Origin of the sequence: Bacillus basilensis, from assembly GCF_050630465.1 — a bacterium.
In the GTDB taxonomy this organism is placed as follows: Bacteria; Bacillota; Bacilli; order Bacillales; family Bacillaceae_G; genus Bacillus_A; species Bacillus_A basilensis.
Window position 1 is genome coordinate 24,373 of record NZ_JBNTQO010000003.1, and the last position, 18,782, is coordinate 43,154.

An 18,782-nucleotide genomic window follows, 5' to 3' on the forward strand; every position below is an offset into this window, starting at 1 on the left:
ATGTGAATGGAAAATAGTAGGGAATGAAATAAAGGAGAAAAAATATGGATTATGTGCTAATAGGTGTGATTTTATTATTATTAGCTGCAGTATTCATGCTGTTTTATAAAAATAAACAGTTAGAATCAGAGAGTCAGCAAGTAGAATTTGAAAAGAAACAAGTAATTGAAACGTATGAAAATGAAATTGCAGCCACGGTTACAGAGCATAAAGAACAACAAAATACATTGAAAAATATGGAACAGAAGAAATACAGTGATTTACAAATAAGTGCAGCTCGAGAACTTGAAAATATGCGTATGATGAAAAATCAATTAGCTGTACAGCATAGTAAAGAACGTAGTGAAATGCAAGAAAAACATAGTAATGAAATACATATGTTTCAAAATTTAATTGCAAATTTGCGAGAGTATACAAAAAATAGAGCTGAAGTGAATACACACGAAACATTACATTATATGAAGCGTAGCTTCGTAGAGCAAGGCGTAATACTAGATAATGAATTTCATATTATGCCGAATGTTTTTATGAGAAATCAGCATAGAGGAAATGATTTTCGAATTCATCATCTTGTCTTAAGTAAAACGGGTATGTATCTACTTGAGACGAAAGAATGGACCGGGAAATTAATTCATGGCTTAACGAAAGAAAATGCTAGTATATATGCATTTATGATTGATGAAATTGGCAAGTATCAACAAGAGATAGAGAAAGAAGAGACGTTTGAATATATTACAGGTGAAGATTCATTAACGATACAAGTGAAAAATGAAGGGAATCCAGTATATAGAGCGAAGAAACTATCTCATATTCTATACAATTGTTTGAAAGAAATGCAAGTTGATATTGTAAAGGAAAACGTAAAACCGATTGTATATTTTTCTAATGAGAGTGGGAAAGAAGTGCTAGATCTTTCTGAAGAAAAAACGCCGAGATTAAAGGATAGAGAGCAAATTGTAACGTTTTTCAGAAATGAAATCTTAACGGGGAAAGTAATATATACAGGTCAAGAATTAGAAAAACTTCGAGAAATCATTAGTCGGATGAATTATAGAATGAATTAAAAAAGGGGTGGGCATTCTGAGTGCAATATTAAGGGGTATTTTGTATGTTTATATTTGTTTGTATATACTAATGTATTTTGCGTTTATTTTTGTGATTGATGCAATTCACATGTTATTAAGTGTAAAAGGTATGTTTGTAGTAATCATGCCATTTGTTTTATTAGTCGTGATTCAAAAGTTCGTCTTACGTACTTCTGTAAATCGTAATACAGAAAAGAAGATGCTAGGTGTAATGATAGTAGGTGGCATTCTATTGTTAGTGTGTACTGCACAATTAAGTATGAATACATACACTTCCAAGTTTAATCAAGATCGGTGGTTAAATGTTGAAGAAAAACGGGTACATATGGTAGATGATCTACTACAAAAATATAAATTAACAGGGAAATCAAATGAGGAAATTATAAAATTATTAGGAGAGCCTACTCAAACAAGAAATGGAGAAGACGGGGTTATCACTTTGTACTATCTTGGAAATGAACGTGGTTTTATTTCGATAGATAGTGAACAGCTTGTTTTACAATTTGATAGAGATGGTAAAGTTGCAGAATATAAGGTGCAAAGGGACTAAAGAAACGTAGAGAGAAGCTATATATTATAGCTTCTTTTTTATATTCCAATATAGTAAATATAGGCAAATAGTAGTCATTCCTATCTATACGAACCGGAATGAGTCTGTTATATTGTAAATAGTTATGTTGCTTAATAGTTTAGTAGATAACCTATATTTTGGTTGAGGAGGGGAAATTTAACACGAATTTAATTATATGCGTGTTAAGTATTATGATGAAAAAAGGATTTTATAATGTTTTAGCTGCATCAATTGTATTTAGTATGGTAACGATTCCAAATTATTCCTATGCTAATGAGTTTGAAAAAACTGTTACAGTTTCACCTGAAGAACAAGCTTTAAAAAGTATTGAAAACCATATGAAAGATGAAGATGGTAGAGGAGAAGATAAAGGAGTAAGAAATGAAGTGCAAGGTGAGTTTCTTGTACATATAGTTAAAGAAGTATCTTTATACGATTCTAGTAATTTTCAAAAAGAGACAGGGATTCGTATTTCGAATCAAGTCGTAAAAGCTGAGAAGAGAAAAGGAAACGCTTACTATGTTCAAACTTCATCTGGAGCTGGATGGATACAAAATAGTGAGGGGAATGTAGAAGTTAAAGAAATTCATTCGTTATTAAGTGAAAAGTTAGTTGTAAATGAAGAAACCTCTACATACTCTGAACCATTTGCATCATACAAAGAAGAAAATGTACTGGAGCCACAAACTATTCAAGCAATTGGACAGGCGGGAGAATGGTTCCAAGTAAAAATAAATAATGAGATAAAATGGATTCATTCACCTTCAGCAAAATTTGAAGGAACAAAAGCGTCGCTTATTCAAGACGCAGCACCAACACGTACAAAACGTGCAGCAGTTATGTATGCCGCACCATTAGAAGAGAAAACAACAGATATTTATGGTGTACCTTTAAAAGAAATGATTGTACCGAAAGGAAATGAAAATATTCGTCCAGGTTATGCGATGAATCCGAAGTATATTACGATTCATGAGACAGATAATTACAGTGTTGGGGCAAATGCTAGAAACCATGCGCTATATTTATATAACCAAGCAACGGGAACGGAAGATCGTTCAGCGTCTTGGCATTTTACGGTAGACGATAAAGAGATTTATCAACACCTTCCATTAAACGAAAATGCTTGGCATGCAGGAGATGGAGCAGAAGGAACTGGAAATCGAGAATCAATTGCGATTGAAATTGCTGTAAACGAAGATGGTGATTATAATAAAGCTGTTGAAAATGCTCGTAAACTAGCAGCTTATTTAATGGGGGAATTAAATATCCCTTTAGAAAATGTGAAGAAGCATCAATTTTGGAGTGGTAAAAATTGTCCTGCTATTATGATTAAAAACAATGCGTGGGAACCATTCTTACAAGGAACAAAAGTTTATTATGATGCGAACCATAAAGATGATATAACGGGTGGCTGGTACGAAGCAGACATTCGTGAATTAGATAAACTTGGCATTATGGTTGGGGATGGAAAAGGTTCTTATTGGCCAGAACGTCTCGTAACACGTGGTGAATTTGCGAACTTCATTTCAAGATCATTGCAGTTGCCTGAAGGAACATCGAATTTTAATGATTTAAATACAGCACATCCATCGCTAATAGATGGTATTAATCGTGCAGCAAGTGCCGAAATAATAAGTGGTAGAGGAAATGGTATATTTGCTCCAAATGATACGATTAAACGAGATGAAGCTGTTATTATGATTGACCGTGCACTGCAATATAAAAAAATTAAAGGTAACTTAGCTCCGCTACCATTCTCGGATCAAGATTTAGCATATGATAAACAAGCTGTACAACGTGTTTATGGATTAGGTATTGTAAAAGGAAATGACAATAATGAATTTATGCCGAAAGGTTCTGCAACGCGTGGGGAATCGGCAGCATTTATTAATAGAATGTTAAAAGTAATAGAAAGTAAATAATGAAATAGCATTCGCTTTGGCGAGTGCTTTTTTATTTTTCAATATGTTACGGAAGGGAGTGAAGGTTTTGAGTGGAATAAGGAATGAAAGCGGAGGTGATGCATATATATAGATGCGTTGGGTTATTTTTAATGCGTATTAACGAACAGCCTAATTATAATCAGTGTGAAATGGACCAAATCTCTACTGATTAAAGTTTCACTTTATCATATTGTATAAATGAAAAGGAGGTAAGACGGTGAAAGCAATACCGACTGATGTCCTGAGTAAAGAATTGATGGAAAGAGAAGGCGTTATATCTATTACAGTAAAGGAATTTGAAAAGATAGAAGTAGCTGGAGTAGTAGTTGCTGGCCCCGCTGTTATTTTGATTAATCAAGATTAAGTACATATTATCAATTTTGAAAAGTACGAAAAGCATCCGTCCAGGGTGCTTTTTATTTGTATGCAAGGAAGAATATGGTGGATAATTGGATTACTGGAGGGAGAGTTTGTGGCAATTATTATAACGATGTTAGTAATGGGAGTTTTATTAGGATTTGTTGGAGCAGGGGGAGCTGGTTTTATTATCGCAATACTCACTTTAGTATTCCACATTCCTATTCACGTTGCGCTTGCAACGTCTTTAACTGCCATGGCATTTACGACATTATCTGGGGTTATAAGTCATTATCGCGAAGGAAATGTTGTATTTACTATAGGCGGGATTGTTGGTGGATGTGGAGCACTGGGTTCTTATATCGGTTCAAAAATTGGTTCACTTATACCACCGCATCTTCTTCATTGGTTTACAGCTGGGATGTTATTTTTATCTGCAATTTTTATGTGTATTAAATTAATTAAGTTTCAAAATAGGGAAGAATTACTTTTAGCAGAAATTAAAGATTTTTCGAAAGAAAACATAATGAAATGTATATGCCTTGGATTAGTCACTGGAATTATGGCTGGTTCATTTGGGATTGGTTCTGCACCATTTATTCAACTTGGATTAATGGTTCTATTAGGATTAACGATTCAGCAATCTGTAGGAACAACAATGCTTGTTATATTGCCGATTGCGATTGGAGGTGGGCTGGGATATAGTTCAGAAGGGTACCTAGATTATATATTATTATTGCAAGTATTAATTGGGACGATGTTAGGAGCGTATATCGGGGCGAAGTTTACAAATTATGCACCACGTATGCTTTTGAAGCTTTCAATGATTATGACACCAGTTTTAGCGGGATGTATGTTATTGATAGAGTGAAAATAATATAGCAAACTAATATGTTTTACGAATGAATTATGTAAGTAATTCATATTTCCCATATAAAAGGATTTGCTTTAATATAATGAGTGTAAAGTTCGAGTATTCGAAGTACTACTTGAATTATATCCCTATCCCTTTTCTAAAAATGCGAACAAGTTTTGCCCTATTCTATTCAATATTTAATTGCATAGAAATATATTGTTCGATGACCATTATGGAACGTACATAATGGGAAAATCCCGATCCTTAAAGAGGATGCCCCTAATCTTCATGTGAAAATATGATCGGATATGAAAGCTGACCAATTTATGGTCAGCTTTCTTTTTGTTCAAAAACTATTTCTTCTTTAATTTCTGTTTGTAATAATAAAGCTTTTCCGAAACGACGTTTACATTCCATACGCACTTTTTCAATGGCTAGTAGCTGAGTAGTGGCGGGAACTGTGACGATAGCTTGACGAGGTTTTCGATTTTCTTCACAAAAGACACATTCCACAACATATTTAGAAATCATATTTTCATCCTTCCATTTTTAATTTCTAAGAAGGGATTGTCTATGAAGTTCATGTAAACTTTCGTCATCGTTTGACTTTTTTCCTTTTTTTTCAAGGAGAAAATAATAAAGAAGGTGAATGTTTGTAGGGGAGGGATTTACAATGGAGAGATGGATAGGTGCAGCAGCTATATGTGGAAATGAAAGAAATGAAGTTTTAATGGTATTGCAAGGACAAAAGGGAGAAGAAAAAAGGTGGTCTATCCCAAGTGGAGGACTTGAAAAAGGAGAAACATTAGAAGAATGTTGTATCCGAGAGGTTTGGGAAGAAACAGGCTACAATGTGGAAATTATAAATAAAATATATGAAAAAGAAGGTATTACATATGGAATTCCCGTGTATGTTCATTATTACTTTGTAGAAAAAGTAGGGGGTAATATGAAAATACAAGATCCTGATGAGTTAATACATGAAATTGCTTGGAAAGGAATACATGAAGTTGAAACATTATCATTAGCGTTTCTGGAGGATTACGAGTTAATATGCCAATATATAAATAAAAAAGCAAGTATTTAAATACTTGCTTTTTAATGTATCCACGATAAGAAAAGCGGAACGATAACTAAACTAGCTCCTGCTGTTAAAAGCATGGATAAACTGGCGATTGTTCCTTCTACAGGACCGATTTCAAATGCTTTTGATGTACCGGTGCCATTTGCGCTCGTGCCTAACATAATGCCTTTTGCGAGCGCTGTTTTAATACGACATATACGTATGAGAGAAGGACCGAGCAATGCTCCTGTTAATGCAGTTAAAACAACAAATACAGCTGTTAATTGTGACATACCACCAATCATTTCTGAAATGGCCATTGCAATTGGTGTTGTTACAATATGAGGCGCTAAACTATGTTCTAACGATGAATCAATTTGAAAATAATTTGCTAGTAGTGCTGAAGTAATAACTGATAAAAACGAACCGACAATGACATTAAGTAAAATAGCCATTCCATGTTTCTTGAGTAAATCAAAGTATTTATAGATTGGCCATGCAAAAGCAACTGTTGCAGGCTTTAATAATTCTGTTAACCATTGGCCGCCAGTTTCATATGTTTCATAAGGTGTGTCTAGTCCGAGTAATAAAGCAATTAAAATAATAGGACAGACGAGAAGAGGAGAAAGTAAGCTCCAATTCCAGCGTTGATACATTTTCTTCGATATCCAATATGTGAATAGTGTTAATAATAAACAAAGAAAGCCAATCATTGTACGGATCCTTTCCGTTTTAGTAGCAATTCTGTTAAGAGTCCTGTAACGAGAGTGACGCAAAGTGTACTAATCATAATAATTAAGATGAGATCGATTCCATATTGTGATAGTGTATCTTTGTAGCGTATAACAGCGACTGCAGAAGGAATGAAAAATAAAATAAGTTCTTTTAATAAAAAGTCTGCTCCGTCCTGTATCCACTCTTTTTTCACTAGGTTAAATTTTAACGAAATTAACAATAGAAAAATACCGATTATACTTCCTGGAACTGGGAGGTGTGCCTGTTTTGCAATCCATTCACCTGTCCAAGCGAAACAAAATAATAGTAAAATTTGTCCGCTTAATTTCCACCATTTCATACAGTAACCACCTCTTTCTTTTTTTACATAAAAATTGTAAAAAAGAATTAACAATTTCTACTATACGTTCATTCAAAAAATTTGTCTAATATATAAATTATATGTTATTAATATATTAGACGTATTAATTGAAATGGAAAAGGGTGTCCAAAATGGAATTACGGCATTTGCAATATTTTGTTGTAGTGGCAGAGGAGTTACACTTTGGACGAGCAGCTGCTCGTTTACAAATGACACAACCACCGCTTAGTCAACAAATTCAGCAATTAGAAAAAGAAATGGGAGTTATGTTATTTTCAAGAACGAAGAGAAAGGTTGAATTAACAGAAGCTGGAGAAATGTTTTTGAAAGAAGTAAAAAAAGCGTTCGAACAAATTGAAAAAGCGGTAGAGATTGCACAAAGTGCCCAAAGGGGAGAAGTGGGCTCACTTTCAATTGGTTTTGTAGGTGCGGCGATATATGATATTTTACCATCTATCGTAAGGGAGTATAGAAAGAAATTTCCGAGGGTATCTGTTGCATTACATGAATTATCTACTCCAGATCAAGTGCATGCACTTCATGATAATCGTATTGATATTGGATTTTTGCGTCCACCAATCCCAACACAATTATTAGAATTAGAGCCAATTCAAAAACTATCTTGTACTTTATGTTTACCGAAGGCTCATCCACTTGCAGAGAAAGATGAAATACATATAGAAGATTTACGGGATGAACCGTTTGTATTTATTACGAGACCAGTATGGCCAGCTTTGTATGATACAATTTTATCCCTTTGTAGAGAAGTCGGATTTAGCCCGCGTATTGTGCAAGAAGCAACGGAATATCAAACAGTTATGGGACTTGTAGCAGCAGGGATTGGAATTACAGTAATACCCGTATCGGCAAATAAATTATATAAAACAGAAGTTGTATATAAAGAGCTATATGATTCTAATTTTGTTGCAGAAATGTCAGTAGCTTACAAAAAAATGAACAGCAATCCCGAGCTTTTGGAGTTTTTAAAAATTGCAAGAGAGAAGAAAAGAATAGAAGTTGAGGATGAGAATAATTAATTAATTTAAAAGTACACCTCATTAAACAATAAAGCGGAAATGCAATGAAGCGCATTTCCGCTTTATTGTGCTTTTTTTAGCTCTATACTAAAGAGATAAACATGTTCATTTTCTTGTAATAATTGATCAATAGCTTTTTTTCTTCAAGCATTGGCACTCTTACGGTTTCTTTATTTGTTTTTATTATAGCGGCTAAAGGCGTTTTTTGATTGTATTTTAAGTTTATAGCAGATTGAATCGTGGTAGATGCAGAGCTGTTTACACTTGGAGGCAATTCTTCAGGAACGAGCATTGAACTACCTTCAATATTAACATACCAATGTTTTTGCTTTTGTACATCTTTATCGAGTTGGAAATGTGGTGGTAAAAAAGAAAGTTTTACTTTCTTTTTTGAAAAATGTGAGGAAGTTATATTAGCAATTTCGTTTGTTTTTTTACCGTTTTGATAATAATCAATCGTAGCGTTTATTTCATCTTTCTCACTTTTAAGCGTAACACAATAAAACATGCTATTTCCTTCTTTAAAAGGAGTTATTTGTAAAATAGCAGATTGTTCTTTTGTTAATTTGTAGGGCTCAACAATGGAAACTTCATTGTTTTTTAGTGGGCTACAACTTGTAAGAAATAATAAAGACAAGATTTCTAGTAATTTTATACGCATGCAATCCCCCATTTTTTACAATTATATTCTAAATATGATCTATTTACCCTTTTGTTTTCTAGGACTAAAGACTTAGAAAAAACTCCTATTGTAGTGCGATGTTAATAATGTCATATTTTTATACACTAGTAGTATAGAATGAGTTTGTTATGAAGTAAGGTAGGGGAAAGAATGTATGTCTGTATGTCGGTTAGTGAGAAAAAATATAAGAACATTTGCTGCCAAAAGGATGAAGCAATTCATGTGGATTGCTATGAGTACTATGATTTTATTTTTTATGATATCGCTACAATTTAATGAAGTAGTTGCTGTGGGATTAGGGACTACACTTTTATTTCAAATGTATTTTTACACGCTGTTTATCGTAGTCATTTTAATATGTATGTTTATTACATATAAAATGACGTATTCTTTTCTGCTAGTGAGGAGAGAGGAATTCCAAACATATGTAGCAAGGAATAGGAAGAGAAATGACGTACTATGTTTATTATGTCAGGAGCAATTATTTATTTATGGAGCAGCATTTGTTTTTGGGTTAGTTAATGGGATGTTATTTTTGAAATTATTTATGATTATCTTTATGAAAATAGCAGGAATACAAGGGATAAATAGTGCGCCGATTACAATATATGCAATAGTAGTTGTTAGTATAATTATGATCGTTATCTTCCTATTATCGATGCTGCAATGTTTTCGATTTATTCAAAGTTTACAAGATAAAAATCCATTTCATTTCAAGGAAAAGGCATGAGAAATCATGCCTTTTTCGATTTTACACATAAAAATAATCATGTTACAGTGTAAAGACCTGACAAAGAATGGGAAGGAAAGGTTGTATAGAATGACAAAAGAACAATCAATTGTAAAAGTTGAGCGGTTAACGAAACGAATCGGTTCAAAGACACTTGTAGAAAATATTAGTTTCGAAGTTAAAAAAGGTGAAGTAGTTGGTTTGCTCGGACCAAATGGTGCTGGAAAAACGACTTTAATGAGAATGATGGTCGGCATGATTCGCATGACAGAGGGCGAAGTTTGGATTGACGGTCAATCTGTCAAACAGCAATTTGAAAATACTGCTGCGAAAATTGGAGCAGTAATTGAGACACCGGAATTTTATCCTTTTTTGAGCGGCTATGAAAATTTAACATATTTCGGACGAATGAATGGTAACGTGACAGAAGAACGTATCGATGAAGTAGTGAAATTGTTAGGGATGGGACAAGTAATTGATCGCAAAGTAAAAGCATATTCACTCGGCATGAGACAACGATTAGGAATTGCTCAAGCCCTTATTCACGATCCGGATGTATTGATATTAGATGAACCAACGAATGGATTAGATCCTAGTGGAATACATGAAATGAGAATGTACATAAAGAAAATTGCACATGAACAAGGGAAAGCGGTACTTGTATCTAGTCATTTACTTTCAGAAGTTGAATTAATGTGTGAAAGAGTTATCATTATTCAGCACGGAGAATATGTGGCGACGCAAAATATTCAGCATAATCAAAGCGAAGAGATGGAGACAATTCGTATACGAGTAGATGATGCGAATAAAGCGGTAGAAATATTAGAACAAGATGTTTTAATAAAAGGTAATGATCTACTTATTAATGTAAAAGATGAAGAAATCCCAAATGTTATTCGTACATTGCTTGAGAAAAATATTCAAGTTTATCGTGTATATGAAGAAAGAAAAACGTTAGAAGAGCAATTTTTAGAATTAACAGGGGGAAAAGATATTGTTTAATTTAGTATATAACGAACTGTATAAAATATTTAAGCGAAAGCGAACGATTATTCCATTTGCAGTTATTGCAGTATTAATAATTGGATTAGGGTGGGTTACGGTCAAGTATTTAGAGCCGGAAACAAAAGGATGGAAAGCCGATTATACAGAACGAACTGTAGAAATAGAGAAAAAGCTAGGCATGAAAAAAGAAGCTATTTTAGCAGAACGATCTGGAGACGAGCTTGTAAATGAATATCAACTTAAGATGAAGCATTTAGATACAGATACTGCACCGGCAAGTAGTTCCCCGCTTTCTTTCATGAGAGATACAGGTTTTATCGTATTTCCAATATTGCTTCCATTTATCCTTGTGTATGCAAGTACAATTTTTGCGAATGAATATAGCTGGGGAACATATAAATTTTTAACGATACGACCAGCGAGTCGATTTAAAATTTTAACAGCTAAATTTTTAGCAATCGTGATATTTGCAGCGTTATTGTTTATATTTAATATGATTTTCTCCATTTTATGTGGACTTGTTATTTATAAATTCCAGCAGCCTGCATGGAGCGAGTTTATATTCCAAGATGGAAATATTATAAAACAAAATATTTTTGTAGAAGCTAGTAAGTATTATATTTTATCGTGGTTGCCGACTATTGTGTACGCAGCGTTTGCATTTATGATTTCTGTGTTAACAAGATCTAGCGGAGGCGCAATTGGTATTTCACTATTTCTTGCTTTATCAGGAAACATTGCATTACTAGCAGCAACTAGATACGATTGGGCGAAATATTTATTGCCAGCAAATACAGATTTATATAGTATTTCAAAGAATGGAAGTTTTATTGATGGAGTAACATTCCCGTTTGCTTCATGTATGTTATTACTGTATTTATTTGTATTTTTAAGCATTTCTTATACAGTATTTTTAAAACGTGATTTAACTTAATAAAAGGAGCCGTTAAGTATGTCTTAACGGCTCCTTTTTTATGCAAATTGTTTAAGTACTTTTTCAGCTAACAAAGCGAAGTATTCTGCACTTATAGGTAAAGCTCGCTCGTCTACTGTAAAAGCTGGATGATGCCATTCATGTGTACCACTCGTTCCCATAAAGACGAATGAACCAGGTATTTCTTGTTGATAAAAAGAAAAATCTTCTCCAGCCATTGACGGGGTAGGGGAGATAATATTTAAATTCATTTTTTCGGCAACTTGAGTCGATAAGTTTGTTAGAGATGTATCGTTATGAACGGCAGGAGGACCTGGATAAAAGCGAAATTCTGTTTTTACACCTAATGCATCAGAAACTCCTTGAATAATACGTTTCATTAGAGCTGGAATCTTTTCGCGTGTTTCTCCTTGGAAAGTACGAACGGTTCCTTCCAACGTAGCTTTTTCAGGAATAACGTTCCACGTATTTCCTGAATGGATGTTTGTAACGCTAACTACGGCATTATGAGAAGAACTTATATTTCGGCTTACAATTGTTTGGAGTGCCATAACAATTTGAGAGGACGCGACAATAGGATCTACCCCAGCGTCTGGTACAGCTGCATGTGTACCAACTCCGTGAATTTCAATTTCAAATCGATCAACGCCGGCCATCAGTGGACCATCTTTAATACCGATTGTACCTACTGGTAAATCAGGTTTATTATGCATACCGAAAATAGCTTGCACGCCATGTAAATGTCCGGCTTCAATTACTTTGCAAGCACCATTGCTACTTTCTTCAGCTGGCTGGAATATAAAGCGTACAGTTCCGTTAAGAGAAGATTCTTTTTCCTTCAATAAATAAGCGGCCCCTATAATAGAAGCTGTATGAAAATCATGCCCACAAGCATGCATTTTACCGTGAATTTTTGAAGCGTACGGCAAATTTGTTTCCTCTTGAATAGGAAGGGCATCAATATCAGCACGGATTGCTATAAGCGGTCCACTATTATTCCCCGAAATCTCAGCAATAACGCCTGTTTTTAAACTAGAATTTATAATCGTGATGTTTTTTTCTTCTAACCAATTTTTTATAGCTTTCGTCGTTTCAAATTCTTCGTATGATAATTCTGGATGCTCATGTAAATTTCGACGAATAGAAATCAGCGTCTCAGTTAATTGCTCTAGATTGGCTGCCACTTAGAATGACCTCTTTCTTAAATAAAGTATTTACATTAAGTATACAATAATAAAAGAGAGGATTCTCAAATGAAAATCCTCTCTCGTTTATGCTGCCAGTTTTTTGTGTGTATGATGTTTACGATAACGTCCACGCATTGCATAGGCAATTTGCGGGATTGCAATACCAATTAAAATAAGTGATACACCGAACCATTGTGAAGATAGTACAGCTTCTTTTAAAACGAATACAGACATAATTGTTGTAACTGGTAGTTCGGCTGCGCCAAGAATAGTCGCTAAGCCAGAACCAATCTTTGGAATACCAATTGTAAAGGCGATAGAAGGAATAACGATACTAAATGTTCCTAAACCTAAACCGTATTTCCAAAGTCCTTCAGAAATTGCACCGTTAAAAATAAATGTGGGTGGGAATACAATCATTACTAAAGTTAAAGCTCCAGCCATTAAGAGAACACCACGTGGTAATGAAGGTACTTCAACAGCAACTTTTCCGCTCACAAAAATGTATGTTGCAAATGTAACAGCAGATAATAAACCTAGTATGATTCCAGTCGTATCGAAATCACCTGCTGATTTTTCTAGTAAACCACTTGATAAAAATGTACCTGCAAGTAAGAAAATAACGGAAATAACTTTTTCTCTTGAAGGTAATGTTTTTGTTGAGACTGCTTCAATAATAATTCCGACCCAAACGAATTGGAATAAAAGTATAATTGCAATAGATGCTGGTACAGTTTTTAATGATGCATAATAAAAAATTCCAGTGAAGCTTGCAGATGTTCCTGCAACGAATAAAATTAACGCTTGTTTTAATGGGACACGGTGTCTAGAAAATAGAAGTGTAATAGCAAGCAAAATAATCCAACCGAACATATATTGGCTGCCAATTACCTCTCCAAGTGAAAATCCTTCTGCATATGCAAGTTTAACGAAAATAGCTAAAATCCCATAACTACACGCTCCTAATAAAACTAAAAGAGAATAACGAAGCATGAAAAATTCCTCCCATCTATATGAAATTGTTCCGTAACGGACATATATAACTAGAGGGAAGTATACAAAATTAAAAATAAAGGGTCAAATAAAAGAAAAGTGTGACATTTTATAGAATAATAATAAAAGTATGATATTTATGCATAATCTTGAAATTAATAATAATAGAAGTATTGTAAAATCAGGTTTGTATTGTATAAAGACAGCATTTGAAAAAAATATTTTTTAATCAATATGTATATAGACGTACTAGTAACATGCTAATCATTTGAGAAACTAGGGTACCTTTGTTATGTTAATAACATTAGAGAGGTTTTGTAGTTTAATTGAGATTTTTCTACATAATAGAAGGAAATGAAAACGTTTTTTTAGAAACTGTGTGAAAGGTTAGTTTTTCTTATTATCATGTTGGAAAAGTGATTTCACGAATTGTTCATAGTATTTTTACGTGTTTTTGCTACAATATGTAAGGAGAGGAGTGGAATAATGCAAGATATTAGTATTTTTTTAGCGTTTGGCGCCGGGTTTTTATCATTTATTTCCCCATGTTGCTTACCGCTTTATCCGGCATTTTTATCGTACATAACAGGTATGTCGGTTTCTGAGCTGAAAGAAGAAAATGCAATGCTTCGCAAAAGAAGTATGATACATACAGCGTTTTTCTTACTTGGATTTTCAATTATATTTATTGCAATTGGATTTGGTACAAGTTTTATTGGAGGTATCTTTACAAATTATAAAGATTTAATTAGACAGTTAGGTGGTATATTTATCATCGTGTTCGGTCTTATTATTGTCGGTGTGTTTAAGCCGAAGTTTTTAATGCAAGACCGTAAATTTACGTTTAAAAATCGTCCGAGTGGTTATTTTGGATCTGTTTTAATTGGTTTAGCATTTGCTGCAGGATGGACGCCTTGTACAGGACCTATTTTAGTGTCTGTAATCGGATTAGCGGCAACAAATCCAGAATCAGCAATGATTTATATGATCGCATACATACTTGGATTCGCTATCCCGTTCTTTGTGCTATCATTCTTTATTACGAAAATGTCTTGGATTAAAAGAAATAGTATGAAGTTCATGAAAATCGGGGGATACGTTATGATTGTTATGGGTATCTTCCTATATTTTAACTGGATGACGAAAATTATCGTATATTTCTCAAGTTTATTTGGTGGTTTTACCGGTTTTTAGTATTATTCTGTGAAAATGTTGGAAATACTAACGGAAAAGCATATAATGAAAGTATATTTTGCATATAGCCACAAAAAAGGATGAGAAAATATGAACATAGTTGTTTTATCCAGTATCGTTGCTGTTTGTATGGCTGTTGGTGCGATGTTTATTCGTTTAAAAGCAGCTAAGAAACCTGCAACATTGAAAAAAATTATACTTCCGCCATTTTTTATGAGCACGGGAGCATTGATGTATGTTTTTCCTGAATTTCGATTAACTCCAGCAGAAATGTTAGAAGCAATTGGAGTTGGTTTGTTTTTCTCTATTTTTCTTATTAAAACGTCTAAATTTGAAATTAGAGGACAAGAGATTTATTTGAAGCGTTCAAAAGCATTTGTCTTTATTTTAATTGGATTACTTGTCGTGCGTATTGTATTTAAAACATACTTAAGCCAATCTCTTGATTTAGGACAACTTAGTGGCATGTTCTTCTTACTGGCATTTGCGATGATTGTGTCATGGAGAATTGCGATGTACCGTTCCTTTACGAAATTACAGAAGGAAATGGAAAAAGAAGATGGCTTTTATAATGAAAAAGATATGAAACTAACGTGAAGTATATATCTGTACAGAAAAAACAGCGTCAAAGACGCTGTTTTTTTTATTGATATTATTAATAATTTTTTGTTCCAATTTCAACTTATAAATTGTTTAGTCTTGCGGTTAACTTGTTTGAAAAATGAAGATTATTTTGCTAATAAAGTTTTATAATTTGAATAATCAATTTCTTTTTCTTGTAGTTTTTTTACTAAAAATTTATGATCACGCTTTGGTGTAGCAATAATATACCCTTTAATAATTAAGTCTTGTGTAATTTGAGAGGCTTTTTCTTGTAATGCAAGTTCTCCGATTTTACCAGCAATTTTTGATTTAGCAACATCGCGAAATAGTTCAGGAACAGGACTTACGAGCTCTTCTAACAATTGTTTTTGTTCGTCATCCCATAAATGCCTCGTTTTATTAATATAGTGCTCTTCCCAATCTAAAATAGACATACCATCTTCTTTTGGTAATCGTTTTAAAAATTTTCTGAACATAAAGTATCCACCAATAGACATAAGTCCCAGTAAAATAACAGTCCATAGCACAATAAACCAACTGAACCATCCTTCGAGCAAGTGTATCCCCCCTTAATGATTGCGGTTTTCTTTTATTCATATTATAAACAGTGAGATTCATAGAAAGCAAGAACGCTTGGTCATTTTGACCAAGCGTTATCATTTAAACGAAGTATAGTTGTTCAACACATAAATTATTATTATCATCTTCTATATACTCAATAATTAATGTGCCAACTTTACGATCTTTATCTTCAGTTGTGAAAATAGAGTAAGAAGTAAAACGTGCTGTTGATAGGCCGCTTATATGTGTAGGTAAAGAAATGTAGTCGTTATCGCTGAAGAATTCCAATAGTTCAATATCCTCAAATTCTTTTCGGTCAACTTGTTTGTTTGTATAGCGGCGTTGAAGTTGTTTTAAAGACTCATTCCAAGAAATTGCTTTTGTGTCGTATACCATTGTTCTATCTCCTTACTGTATGTAATTATTAAGAACATACGTTCTAACCTAGTATACTCTTTTTAATAGAAAAGGGAAAGCAAAAAATAATGTAAGCTTGGATTTCCAAGCTTACATTATTGATGCGTCCGTCATAATCTCTATTTTTTATTATAAGTTAGATAAGAATAAGAAACAAGATGATATATATTTCGTTGATAGTTTTTAGAATTCTGTATATTATCGATGTATTATAGGAAAAGGGAATGAGAGAGATGGTATACGTAATTTCACTCCAAGGGCCGATGGCAAGCGGAAAAACCACCTTAGCTAAAAGGATAGAGCTACATGGGTTATCGGTTATATATGAAAATCCTTATCCAATTGTAGAAAAACGAAAAGAATTAAATTTGGATATGAATTCAAAAGAAGGGTTTATAGCAAATCAAAAAATGTTTATAGAAGCTAAAATAAAGGAGTTTCAAAATGTGAAAGATTCAGTCGTAATTTTTGACCGTGGACCAGAAGACATTGAGTTTTATACACTTTTTTACCCAACGATTATAGGAGAAGCGTGGGATATAGAAACTGAACTGAAAGATGAATTATATAAATTAAGAGAGAACCGTTCGGATGCGATTTTTTACTTAGATGTTACGAAAAAGAATGTATATAATAGAAAAAACAGTGATAGAACAAAAAACAGAAGTACATTTGAGGAGCAATTTAAATTAGTAGAAACTGAAAAAGGCTGGTATAAACGATTTCCTGTAACTTATGTGGACACGAATAGATTAACAGTGGACGATTTAGAGGTATATTTTATGGACTGGTTAAAGGAGAGAGGGCTATGAAAAAATACTTTTATTTGTATACCCAACATTTGCGGAGTTTGAAATAACAGTAGCAACGGCATTGCTGAAAAACAAATATGAAATCATTACAGCAGGTTTAACAAAAGAAATGATTATAAGTGAAACAGGTTTGCAAGTGCAACCACATATAGAATTAAGGGAAGTGCATGTAGAAGAATATGAGGGAATTATTATTCCAGGCGGAGATGCAATACATATGGAGGATGCAGAAGGACTCTTTTCAGTCATTCGTCAATTTCACGAAAAAGAGAAATTAGTAGCAGCTATTTGTGCAGGACCGTATGCGCTAGCAAAAGCATGCTTACTCAAAGGAATATCGTATACAGTGACTATGGATTATAAACAATTAGATTGTTTTCCAGTAGAAAATTTTGTGTATGAACAAGTTGTGCAACATTCAAATATTATTACAGCACAGGGGCATGCATTTGTACCATTTGGAATAGCGATTGCCTCTTATTTTGGGATAGCGAACGAACATAATATAAATTTTTACAGCGGTAAGGGGAATGTGATGATGGAGGAGCTTTTGCCTGAGAATGTATAAAAGCTAGCAAATGCTAGCTTTTTTCTTTTTGACATCGATAAATGGCTAACGTTTTCGGATCGCGCCATATACCGTTATGAAGTGATAATTCATTTTCTACTTCTTCTTTTAGCCATTCCTTCATTTCCGCGTGAAGATATGTATTATCAGGTATATTTAGCGACGGAAACATGCTAGAAATATAGTTTAAAATCGGAGTAGCATGATGAAAAATGAGAGCATTATGAATAACTTCTTCTTCAACTGCTGGAAAAACAGACTGTAATATCTCTTTACCATTTTCTAAACAAAATGGAGTGACTGATGATGTTGTTTTCGGTAAATCAAATGCGTCTAACATGCGGTTACACATTTCAACTATACGAGGTAATGTAACGCTAGAATTTGTTGTAGCTAAAAGTGAGCCACCGGGACGAATTACTTTATGGAATCCTTGAATTGTTTTTTCGACATCTTTCATGTGATATAACATATGTCTTGCGACGATCCAGTCATAGCAATTAACTTCGAAAGGGAGTTTAGCAGCATCACCTAGTCTCCATTCAATTATGTTATTCTTTATTGTAGCTTCAGAAAGCATAGCTTTCGATTGATCAAAACCGGTTAGTTGTCCTTTATGACCGCTAGTTTGTAAAACGGAAAGAAAATTCCCATTAGCGCACCCAACCTCTAATATTTTTTCGTCTCCTTGAAGTTGTAAATGTTCCATGACGACTTTATCTAAATTCACTTGTTTTTCTTCGTAATGTTTATGTGTATCGATACGTGTTTGTAAATGGTTACTTACGTTGTATTGGCGTTTTACATCATTCATTTTTTCACATTCCACCTTCGTGCAAAATTGCTGAATTGCATGTGTTAATACGTCGGTTTTCTTTAACCCTTCGTAATGGAGTGCAGATTCAAACCTTTCAAGTAATTTTTCTTCAATTCGAAAATGAATATCTTTTCGCTTTGTCATTGAAATCTCGCCCCTTTGTATCTGTTAGTGAGACTATAGCATGCCTGGAAAATTTGTGTAAATAATTTGTGTACACAAATGGAGGAGATGAAAAAATTGTTTGAATGTGAGTTTAAACTATTGACGA

At 33.6% G+C, this 18,782-nt stretch carries 22 protein-coding genes and 2 pseudogenes; 15 read left to right on the forward strand and 9 right to left on the reverse strand.

Annotation, left to right across the window (positions count from 1 at the left end):
• The first annotated feature begins 44 nt into the window (after window positions 1-44).
• From ACQVV1_RS06700 to ACQVV1_RS06720, 5 genes are all read left to right on the forward strand, one after another.
• Window positions 45-1,064, forward strand: coding sequence for a nuclease-related domain-containing protein (locus ACQVV1_RS06700; RefSeq protein WP_431168700.1), 1,020 nt, complete (start codon window positions 45-47; stop codon window positions 1,062-1,064).
• 7 nt (window positions 1,065-1,071) lie between these two features.
• Window positions 1,072-1,635, forward strand: coding sequence for a hypothetical protein (locus tag ACQVV1_RS06705; RefSeq protein ID WP_431168701.1), 564 nt, complete (start codon window positions 1,072-1,074; stop codon window positions 1,633-1,635).
• Between the two features lie 215 nt (window positions 1,636-1,850).
• Complete coding sequence (locus ACQVV1_RS06710) at window positions 1,851-3,578, forward strand: S-layer homology domain-containing protein (protein ID WP_242255293.1); 1,728 nt, start codon at window positions 1,851-1,853, stop codon at window positions 3,576-3,578.
• 238 nt (window positions 3,579-3,816) lie between these two features.
• On the forward strand, window positions 3,817-3,963 hold the full coding sequence (locus ACQVV1_RS06715; RefSeq protein WP_000644411.1) for a BC1881 family protein: 147 nt from the start codon (window positions 3,817-3,819) through the stop codon (window positions 3,961-3,963).
• A gap of 60 nt (window positions 3,964-4,023) precedes the next feature.
• Window positions 4,024-4,827, forward strand: coding sequence for a sulfite exporter TauE/SafE family protein (locus tag ACQVV1_RS06720; RefSeq protein WP_142332739.1), 804 nt, complete (start codon window positions 4,024-4,026; stop codon window positions 4,825-4,827).
• Window positions 4,828-5,142: 315 nt separating this feature from the next.
• On the opposite strand, the gene ACQVV1_RS06725 is transcribed toward ACQVV1_RS06720, so the two are convergent.
• Window positions 5,143-5,343, reverse strand: coding sequence for a DUF3903 domain-containing protein (locus ACQVV1_RS06725; RefSeq protein WP_063221320.1), 201 nt, complete (start codon window positions 5,341-5,343; stop codon window positions 5,143-5,145).
• 142 nt (window positions 5,344-5,485) lie between these two features.
• Here ACQVV1_RS06725 and ACQVV1_RS06730 point away from each other — a divergent pair, with 142 nt between their 5' ends.
• Entirely contained in the window at window positions 5,486-5,899 is a 414-nt protein-coding gene (locus ACQVV1_RS06730; RefSeq protein ID WP_431168702.1) for an NUDIX hydrolase, read from the forward strand.
• Between the two features lie 11 nt (window positions 5,900-5,910).
• Here ACQVV1_RS06730 and ACQVV1_RS06735 read toward each other — a convergent pair whose 3' ends face one another.
• On the reverse strand, window positions 5,911-6,588 hold the full coding sequence (locus ACQVV1_RS06735; RefSeq protein ID WP_063221318.1) for an LrgB family protein: 678 nt from the start codon (window positions 6,586-6,588) through the stop codon (window positions 5,911-5,913).
• Window positions 6,585-6,950 carry a CidA/LrgA family holin-like protein gene (locus ACQVV1_RS06740; protein WP_000872364.1) on the reverse strand — a complete coding sequence of 122 codons (366 nt, stop codon included), beginning with the start codon at window positions 6,948-6,950 and terminating at the stop codon, window positions 6,585-6,587. The genes ACQVV1_RS06735 and ACQVV1_RS06740 overlap by 4 nt, the downstream gene beginning before the upstream one ends.
• 152 nt (window positions 6,951-7,102) lie before the next feature.
• On the opposite strand from ACQVV1_RS06740, the gene alsR reads away from it, so the two are divergent.
• Window positions 7,103-8,008: an acetoin biosynthesis transcriptional regulator AlsR gene (gene alsR, locus ACQVV1_RS06745; RefSeq protein WP_063221317.1), complete on the forward strand. Its 906-nt coding sequence runs from the start codon at window positions 7,103-7,105 to the stop codon at window positions 8,006-8,008.
• A gap of 62 nt (window positions 8,009-8,070) precedes the next feature.
• On the opposite strand, the pseudogene ACQVV1_RS06750 reads toward alsR, so the two are convergent.
• A pseudogene (locus ACQVV1_RS06750) lies at window positions 8,071-8,669 on the reverse strand (histidine kinase).
• 175 nt (window positions 8,670-8,844) lie between these two features.
• Between ACQVV1_RS06750 and ACQVV1_RS06755 the strand changes: the two are divergent.
• The 3 genes from ACQVV1_RS06755 to ACQVV1_RS06765 all read left to right on the forward strand — a co-directional run bounded on the left by ACQVV1_RS06755 (window position 8,845) and on the right by ACQVV1_RS06765 (window position 11,359).
• Window positions 8,845-9,420 (forward strand): FtsX-like permease family protein, encoded by a 576-nt coding sequence (locus ACQVV1_RS06755; RefSeq protein ID WP_242255078.1) that lies wholly within the window; start codon window positions 8,845-8,847, stop codon window positions 9,418-9,420.
• A gap of 90 nt (window positions 9,421-9,510) precedes the next feature.
• Window positions 9,511-10,422, forward strand: coding sequence for an ABC transporter ATP-binding protein (locus ACQVV1_RS06760; RefSeq protein ID WP_242255080.1), 912 nt, complete (start codon window positions 9,511-9,513; stop codon window positions 10,420-10,422).
• The gene (locus ACQVV1_RS06765; RefSeq protein ID WP_063221314.1) at window positions 10,415-11,359 is read left to right on the forward strand and encodes an ABC transporter permease; all 945 of its coding nucleotides are present in this window, start codon (window positions 10,415-10,417) and stop codon (window positions 11,357-11,359) included. The genes ACQVV1_RS06760 and ACQVV1_RS06765 overlap by 8 nt, the downstream gene beginning before the upstream one ends.
• Before the next feature lie 38 nt (window positions 11,360-11,397).
• Here the strand turns inward: ACQVV1_RS06765 and ACQVV1_RS06770 are convergent, their stop codons facing one another.
• Window positions 11,398-12,543 (reverse strand): M20 peptidase aminoacylase family protein, encoded by a 1,146-nt coding sequence (locus ACQVV1_RS06770; protein WP_242255082.1) that lies wholly within the window; start codon window positions 12,541-12,543, stop codon window positions 11,398-11,400.
• An 87-nt stretch (window positions 12,544-12,630) separates the two neighbouring features.
• A complete protein-coding gene (locus tag ACQVV1_RS06775; RefSeq protein ID WP_060631865.1) occupies window positions 12,631-13,539 on the reverse strand; it encodes an EamA family transporter in 909 nt (302 codons plus the stop codon).
• Between the two features lie 326 nt (window positions 13,540-13,865).
• Here ACQVV1_RS06775 and ACQVV1_RS06780 point away from each other — a divergent pair.
• The 3 genes and pseudogenes from ACQVV1_RS06780 (at window position 13,866) to ACQVV1_RS06790 (ending at window position 15,330) form a co-directional block, all read left to right on the forward strand.
• Window positions 13,866-14,009 (forward strand): annotated as a pseudogene (locus ACQVV1_RS06780) (peptidase T).
• A gap of 16 nt (window positions 14,010-14,025) precedes the next feature.
• Window positions 14,026-14,733 carry a cytochrome c-type biogenesis protein CcdA gene (gene ccdA, locus ACQVV1_RS06785; protein WP_001152684.1) on the forward strand — a complete coding sequence of 236 codons (708 nt, stop codon included), beginning with the start codon at window positions 14,026-14,028 and terminating at the stop codon, window positions 14,731-14,733.
• A 90-nt stretch (window positions 14,734-14,823) separates the two neighbouring features.
• A complete protein-coding gene (locus ACQVV1_RS06790) occupies window positions 14,824-15,330 on the forward strand; it encodes a CcdC family protein (RefSeq protein ID WP_001028639.1) in 507 nt (168 codons plus the stop codon).
• A 131-nt stretch (window positions 15,331-15,461) separates the two neighbouring features.
• Here the strand turns inward: ACQVV1_RS06790 and ACQVV1_RS06795 are convergent, their stop codons facing one another.
• A complete protein-coding gene (locus ACQVV1_RS06795; RefSeq protein ID WP_000889382.1) occupies window positions 15,462-15,893 on the reverse strand; it encodes a DUF2621 domain-containing protein in 432 nt (143 codons plus the stop codon).
• A gap of 103 nt (window positions 15,894-15,996) precedes the next feature.
• A complete protein-coding gene (locus ACQVV1_RS06800; RefSeq protein ID WP_242255083.1) occupies window positions 15,997-16,293 on the reverse strand; it encodes a hypothetical protein in 297 nt (98 codons plus the stop codon).
• Between the two features lie 245 nt (window positions 16,294-16,538).
• Between ACQVV1_RS06800 and ACQVV1_RS06805 the strand changes: the two genes are divergently transcribed.
• Complete coding sequence (locus ACQVV1_RS06805; RefSeq protein WP_242255085.1) at window positions 16,539-17,126, forward strand: AAA family ATPase; 588 nt, start codon at window positions 16,539-16,541, stop codon at window positions 17,124-17,126.
• A 4-nt stretch (window positions 17,127-17,130) separates the two neighbouring features.
• Window positions 17,131-17,694, forward strand: coding sequence for a DJ-1/PfpI family protein (locus tag ACQVV1_RS06810; protein WP_431168787.1), 564 nt, complete (start codon window positions 17,131-17,133; stop codon window positions 17,692-17,694).
• Window positions 17,695-17,707: 13 nt separating this feature from the next.
• On the opposite strand, the gene ACQVV1_RS06815 is transcribed toward ACQVV1_RS06810, so the two are convergent.
• Entirely contained in the window at window positions 17,708-18,655 is a 948-nt protein-coding gene (locus tag ACQVV1_RS06815) for a class I SAM-dependent methyltransferase (RefSeq protein ID WP_242255087.1), read from the reverse strand.
• Between the last annotated feature and the right edge of the window lie 127 nt (window positions 18,656-18,782).